Origin of the sequence: uncultured Eudoraea sp. (assembly GCF_947260015.1) — a bacterium.
In the GTDB taxonomy this organism is placed as follows: domain Bacteria; phylum Bacteroidota; class Bacteroidia; order Flavobacteriales; family Flavobacteriaceae; genus Eudoraea.
This window is the reverse complement of record NZ_CAMYOM010000020.1, coordinates 72,704-79,375: the sequence shown is the minus strand read 5'-3', so window position 1 is coordinate 79,375 and position 6,672 is coordinate 72,704. Positions and strand designations below refer to the sequence as shown.

5 protein-coding genes are annotated in these 6,672 nt (G+C 37.0%); 4 read left to right on the top strand and 1 reads right to left on the bottom strand.

Annotated features, from left to right (window positions below; translation table 11 throughout):
* The 4 genes from Q0X66_RS10030 to Q0X66_RS10015 form a co-directional block, all read left to right on the top strand.
* The coding region (locus Q0X66_RS10030; protein ID WP_297705907.1) for a hypothetical protein at positions 1 to 579 on the top strand (579 nt) is incomplete at its 5' end.
* A 16-nt stretch (positions 580 to 595) separates the two neighbouring features.
* Positions 596 to 1,228: a hypothetical protein gene (locus Q0X66_RS10025; RefSeq protein ID WP_297705905.1), complete on the top strand. Its 633-nt coding sequence runs from the start codon at positions 596 to 598 to the stop codon at positions 1,226 to 1,228.
* Between the two features lie 369 nt (positions 1,229 to 1,597).
* The gene (locus Q0X66_RS10020; protein ID WP_297705903.1) at positions 1,598 to 2,584 is read left to right on the top strand and encodes a ribonucleotide-diphosphate reductase subunit beta; all 987 of its coding nucleotides are present in this window, start codon (positions 1,598 to 1,600) and stop codon (positions 2,582 to 2,584) included.
* Between the two features lie 118 nt (positions 2,585 to 2,702).
* The gene (locus tag Q0X66_RS10015) at positions 2,703 to 5,180 is read left to right on the top strand and encodes a ribonucleoside-diphosphate reductase subunit alpha (protein ID WP_297705901.1); all 2,478 of its coding nucleotides are present in this window, start codon (positions 2,703 to 2,705) and stop codon (positions 5,178 to 5,180) included.
* Positions 5,181 to 5,778: 598 nt separating this feature from the next.
* On the opposite strand, the gene Q0X66_RS10010 is transcribed toward Q0X66_RS10015, so the two are convergent.
* A complete protein-coding gene (locus tag Q0X66_RS10010; RefSeq protein WP_297705916.1) occupies positions 5,779 to 6,651 on the bottom strand; it encodes a TIM barrel protein in 873 nt (290 codons plus the stop codon).
* Positions 6,652 to 6,672 lie beyond the last annotated feature (21 nt).

Genomic DNA, 6,672 nt, shown 5'->3' with positions numbered 1-6,672 from the left:
CCTGGGTATAATAAAAAGATCGGTACTGTAAAAGCCGATGGTAGTTTTACATTAGAACTACCTACTAAAGTTGCGGTCTCTGGCACCATAAAAGGAAACAGGTGGCTTAGTTGTGGATATTTTGGCGACAAGGGAAAGATTGACTACAGCAATATTAATAATGGTGTTAAGGTAGGATACATCCATATAGAGACAAATGATCAGCTTATTGGGCGACTTTATATTGCGTCCGCGATTGAGTTAATTGATGGATGGAATCCACTGCAGTATCATTATCATAATATTCCCGGTTATCGACTAGAATGGTTCTATGCAAATGGAGAAATTTCGGCTAAAGGCTCGTGTGTTAAAGAAAACAGGTATGGAGAAGGAAAGGACTTTGATATAACCACGGTATACGATGCACAGTTCAAACGGGGATGGAACTTGGTAAAAAGAGAGTATAATGGTCCCAGAATTAATATTGATTGGGGAGATGGGCAGCACAATAAGCATTCCTATTATAAAGAAGAAAAAATTACTGTGGTTAATGAATTTCCCGGCGATGCCAAATGGGTTTTCTACGATCAGTCTTATTAATTAAAAATACAACAAAATGACACCTCAAAGAATAAAAGCGAGTAACCTTGTATTTTTAGCCATGATGGCAACAGTCATTGTTATGTTTGTTACAGCCTTAGCTTCATGCAAGGGAGAGACAAAATTTAATACGGATAAAGCTTATGATGGTAAAATTGAAACCTATTCAAATGCATTAAATGGTAAAGTGGAAGCTGTTATTGATGATACTAAACTTTTGATTACCGAGTTTAATACCAAAAACAGTACTTCTGTTGTCTTTTTAAAAGATGGGCTGCAGTTTAAGATCCTGGATAATAACAATAGATCGGTATTAGTGAACATGTATGCACCCGGGCTTCTGGACAGGACTCCTTTTACTATTAACAGGATTATTGAATCGCTCTCTGCCGAAGAAGCAAGTAAAAGTAATACCAAAGGGAAATTGGAAATATTGCTGCCCGGAAAAAAAGCTTCAATGGAAGATATAAAAATGCTATATAAAGGGAGTATGACCTTAACAGAAGCTTCGGACCAAAAAATTGTAGTGGCCTTTAAGGGCTCAGGGGTAAATGGGGACACTGAAGTTAGTAAGCGGGATGAAAATCAATTCCCTATGGAAGGTATAATTGAAATCAACAATTTTGAGATTTATGATATGCGAAATTAAATCGTGTAAAAATTATGTAAAGCCATTTTAGGATGATTAAAAACCGATTCTTAACTTGAAATAGCTTACCATCAGGGTTTTAAATCATTAATGATTTAATTTTATATTAAATAAACCAAGAAGTATGTTTTATTATACTTTTTGGTTTAATTTTTCCTGGCCAATAATGACATGTTTTTTTACAAAAACTTACTTTTCTAAAAAGGCAGCAAACATCACTGGCGAAGCTAGATTTCAACATACGGTGTTAAAAACTTTGGGCAGTATTTAATAAAACCTCCTTTACAATTTGATAACATTTTTGAATCTTTGTTTGCCCCAACACTTAGAAAATCCATCCTATCATTAACTCTTAAAAAAATAAAAAACATGACTGCAGCCTTTGAGCCAATTTTACAGGAAAACGACGATCGATTTGTGATATTTCCCATACAACACCATGATTTATGGGAATGGTACAAAAAATGTGAGGCCTGTTTTTGGACTGCTGAGGAGATAGATCTTCATGAAGACTTAACAGATTGGAACAATAAGCTTAGTGATGATGAAAAGTATTTCGTGAAGCATATCCTGGCATTTTTTGCAGCTTCGGACGGAATAGTAAATGAAAACCTTGCGGAGAATTTTGTGAATGAAGTGCAATATTCGGAAGCTAAATTCTTTTATGGATTTCAGATTATGATGGAAAATATCCATTCTGAAACCTATTCCTTATTGATAGATACCTATGTTAAAGATGAAAAGGAAAAGGGAATATTGTTCAGAGCAATTGAAAATTTTCCGGCTATCAAGAAAAAGGCAGACTGGGCTTTAAAATGGATCGATTCTCCAAGCTTTGCAGAGAGATTAATTGCTTTCGCGGCCGTTGAAGGCATCTTTTTTTCCGGGGCTTTTTGTTCTATATTTTGGTTAAAGAAGAGAGGGTTAATGCCGGGTCTTACATTTTCTAATGAACTAATATCGAGAGATGAGGGAATGCATTGTGATTATGCTGTACATCTTCACAATAAACACCTTGTTAATAAAGTTCCAAAAAAACGAATCACAGAAATACTTGTAGATGCTTTGAATATTGAACGGGAGTTTATTACTGAATCACTTCCTGTTAGCCTTATTGGCATGAATGCAAAACTCATGACGCAGTATTTGGAATTTGTCACCGATAGGTTATTGGTTGAATTAGAATGTGATAAGGTTTACAACTCTACTAATCCGTTTGATTTTATGGATATGATTTCTCTGCAGGGGAAAACCAATTTCTTTGAGAAGCGTGTTTCCGAATACCAAAAGGCAGGTGTCCTTAACAAAGATAAAAACGTAGATGCGCAAAAAATCAGTTTCGATTCTGATTTCTAAAGTATAGAACAAAGTATTATACCCTATTTCTATAGGGGGTTTTTATATCATCGTTTAGATTTTTTCGCTTATATCAGCATTCAATAACCAGTATAGCACTTAAAACAACTAGAACCACATGTATGTATTAAAAAGAGACGGAAGAAAAGAGCCGATGATGTTCGATAAGATCACGGCCAGAGTACGCAAGCTTTGTTATGGTCTTAACGACCTGGTAGATCCTGTAAAAGTTGCCATGAGGGTAATTGAAGGTCTATATGATGGTGTAACCACATCCGAACTGGATAATCTGGCAGCGGAAATTGCAGCCACCTTAACTACAGCACACCCTGATTATGCCAAATTGGCTGCACGAATTTCTGTCTCTAACTTACATAAGAACACAAAAAAGTCTTTTTATGAAACAATGAAGGATTTATATGAATATGTAAATCCTAGAACCGGAAAAAAAGCCCCATTATTATCTGATGAGGTCTTTAAGGTTATCTCTGAAAATGCTGATGAGTTAGATTCCACTATAATTTATAACAGGGATTTTGGGTATGATTATTTTGGATTTAAAACCCTGGAACGCTCTTACCTCTTAAAATTAAACGGGAAAATAGCAGAAAGACCACAGCATATGCTAATGCGTGTGGCCGTTGGTATTCATCTTAATGATTTGGAATCGGCAATAGAGACTTATGAGCTCATGTCTAAGAAGTTCTTTACACATGCAACTCCAACATTATTTAATTCAGGTACTCCTAAACCACAAATGTCATCATGTTTCTTACTGGCAATGAAAGACGACAGTATAGATGGTATTTATGATACGCTAAAGCAAACCGCTAGAATTTCTCAATCTGCGGGTGGTATAGGGTTGTCAATACACAATATACGGGCAACAGGATCTTATATTGCCGGAACAAATGGTACATCTAATGGAATTGTACCCATGTTGCAAGTGTTTAACGATACAGCCCGTTATGTTGACCAGGGGGGTGGAAAGCGTAAGGGGAGTTTTGCGATATATGTAGAACCCTGGCACGCGGATATTTTTGATTTTTTAGACCTTAAAAAGAATCACGGAAAAGAAGAAATGAGGGCAAGAGACCTTTTCTATGCTATGTGGATCCCCGATCTTTTTATGAAAAGAGTGGAAGCCGATGCGGAATGGACATTAATGTGTCCGAATGAATGTCCCGGCTTATTCACAAATCACAGTGAGGATTTTGAAACATTATACACTGGTTATGAGGCGGCAGGAAAGGGGAGAAAAACTATCAGGGCACGTGAATTATGGGAGAAAATACTGGAATCGCAGATAGAAACCGGAACCCCGTATATGTTGTATAAAGATGCAGCAAACAGGAAAAGTAATCAGAAGAATCTTGGAACAATCCGTTCTTCAAATTTATGCACAGAAATATTGGAATACACTTCGCCTGATGAAGTAGCGGTATGTAACCTCGCGTCTATTGCATTGCCAATGTTTATAAAAAATGGAGAATTTGACCATAATGAACTCTTTAAAGTTACTAAACGAGTAACCAAAAACCTCAATAGAGTAATTGATCGAAACTATTACCCGGTTGAAGAGGCAAGAAATTCAAATATGCGACACAGGCCCATAGGTTTGGGTGTACAAGGTTTGGCAGACGCTTTTATAATGTTGCGCTTACCTTTTACAAGTGATAAAGCCAAGCAACTGAATCAGGATATTTTTGAAACTCTTTATTATGCAGCCGTTACTGCTTCAATGGAGCAGGCAATAGAGGAGGGAGCGTATTCAACATATAAGGGATCGCCTATTTCCCAGGGTCAATTTCAACACAACCTTTGGGGCATCAAGGACGATGAATTATCCGGCAGATGGGATTGGGGCAAATTGAGGAAGAAAATAGAAAAGCACGGGGTACGTAATTCTCTTTTAGTTGCGCCAATGCCCACAGCTTCTACTTCACAGATCTTGGGTAATAATGAGTGTTTTGAACCCTATACATCTAATATTTATACTCGCAGAGTACTTTCTGGTGAATTTATTGTGGTGAATAAACATCTGTTGGAGGACCTTGTTAAACTGGGATTATGGAATGAGAATCTCAAACAGGAATTGATGCGTGCCAATGGTTCCATCCAACATATTGATAATATTCCTGAGGATATTAAAGAGCTTTATAAAACCGTTTGGGAATTGAGTATGAAAGACATTATTGATATGTCCAGGCAACGAGGCTATTTCATAGACCAAAGCCAATCTTTAAATCTCTTTATGGAGAATGCCAATTATGGAAAACTTACTTCCATGCATTTTTATGCCTGGAAGAGTGGTCTTAAAACAGGAATGTATTACCTGCGCACTAAGGCTGCGGTAGATGCTATTAAGTTTACTCTGGATAATACCAAGAAAAAAGAGATCCCAATTAGCGTAGCTGCGGAGGCGGAAGTTGCCGCTGCAACGCCAGAAGCCGCTGTGGTATTATCGGTTGAAACCACACCTGTTAAGCAACAGGAAACAGATGTAGAACCATTGTCACAAGCCGAAATGAAAGAATTGATCGCGCGTTCCAAGGAAGGACTTGCAGATGACGATTGTCTGATGTGCGGTTCATGAACGTAACCTATACTGAAATGCAATTGGCTGACTATACTATATCGTTTCAGTTATAGTGTAAATAGTTTTTATTGATTAAAAGACACCTCGGGTAGGTCTACCCCATTTCCAGGACCTATCAGCAGGTGTTTTTTTATGGATAGTGCTTTCAGGTTCAACTTTGTTGCTGGGAAAGTAAAACATCCGTTACTTAACGTCCAGAATTAGACTAAAAGAATACCAGATTTAATTGAAATATGAGTTTTAATTTTTGAGGTAAGTCGCCCTTCAAAGCCTATTTAATAATACCTTATTAAGGCTTTTGGTCCTATTTTTTAAAAATAGGTCTCACAACATTGTACGAAATAAGAATCAATGCTGTGTAAATCAATAAAAGGATAAAATAGTTGTCCATTGTCAGGGGAATATTAAAACTTCTAACATTCTTATATACGCATTAAAATGATATTCAGATTACCAAATTGTAAATAAAACACATAAAAAATGTTAAAATCAGCAATTTAATTAGCAAAAAGGCAACCAAGTTCCAAATTCAATTGAATAAAGAGACTTACCCCTGGTGTATAACTTATGGAAATATTAAAAAAAGCAGGAAAGTTTAAATAAAAGCATCCACCGTTTTATAGGCATTTATTACAGCTAATTCGCCTTCTTTACCCGGTAAAGAATTCCCGTGTTCCATCCCCATAACACCATTATAACCTTTTTCATGAATGAACTTAAAAATATTTTTATAATTTATTTCTCCCGTGGTAGGTTCATTTCTGCCTGGGTTATCCCCAATTTGAAAATAGGCAATTTCATCCCAGCAGGCCTCAATATTCGGAATTAGGTTACCTTCCTGGATTTGTTGATGATAAATATCAAAAAGTATTTTGCATGAAGGAGAATTAACCGCCTTACAAATTTCATAAGCCTGAGGAGAACCTGTAAGAAATAAACCGGGATGGTTTCTGAAATTCAATGGCTCCAGAACCATAGTTAAATTATGTGGTTCCAATAAGGCACTGGCTTGTTTTAAAGATTCAATGACATGAGCGGTTTGGAATCCCATTGATAAGTGCAGGTCTACATGTCCCGGAACAACTGTTAACCATTTGGCATTTACGCGCTTGGCTATAATAATGGCTTTCTTTATATAGTCCAGAAACTCTTCCCGTTTCTTTGTATCTCCCGATGCGAGATTTGGTTCCGTCCAATAAATTTTATGTGCTACAAAAACACCCATTTCAATGCCCCGGGCTACCATGGTCTTTGCAATTTCTTCCTGTAAAGCAACAGAACGCTGCATCATTTCATTGTCCTCAAAAGCAGTAAAACCTTGGTCTGCCATGAAATTAAGTTGCGCAATTGGGTCTTCACCGGCACTATGTTTAAACATTCCAAGATGCGGTGCATATTTCAAATGAAAGGCATGCTTTAAAGGTGCTTTAGAAATAGAACCTAAAGCAGAAAACCCTGTCAGGGACAGGGTACTTGCGGCACAAGCTGA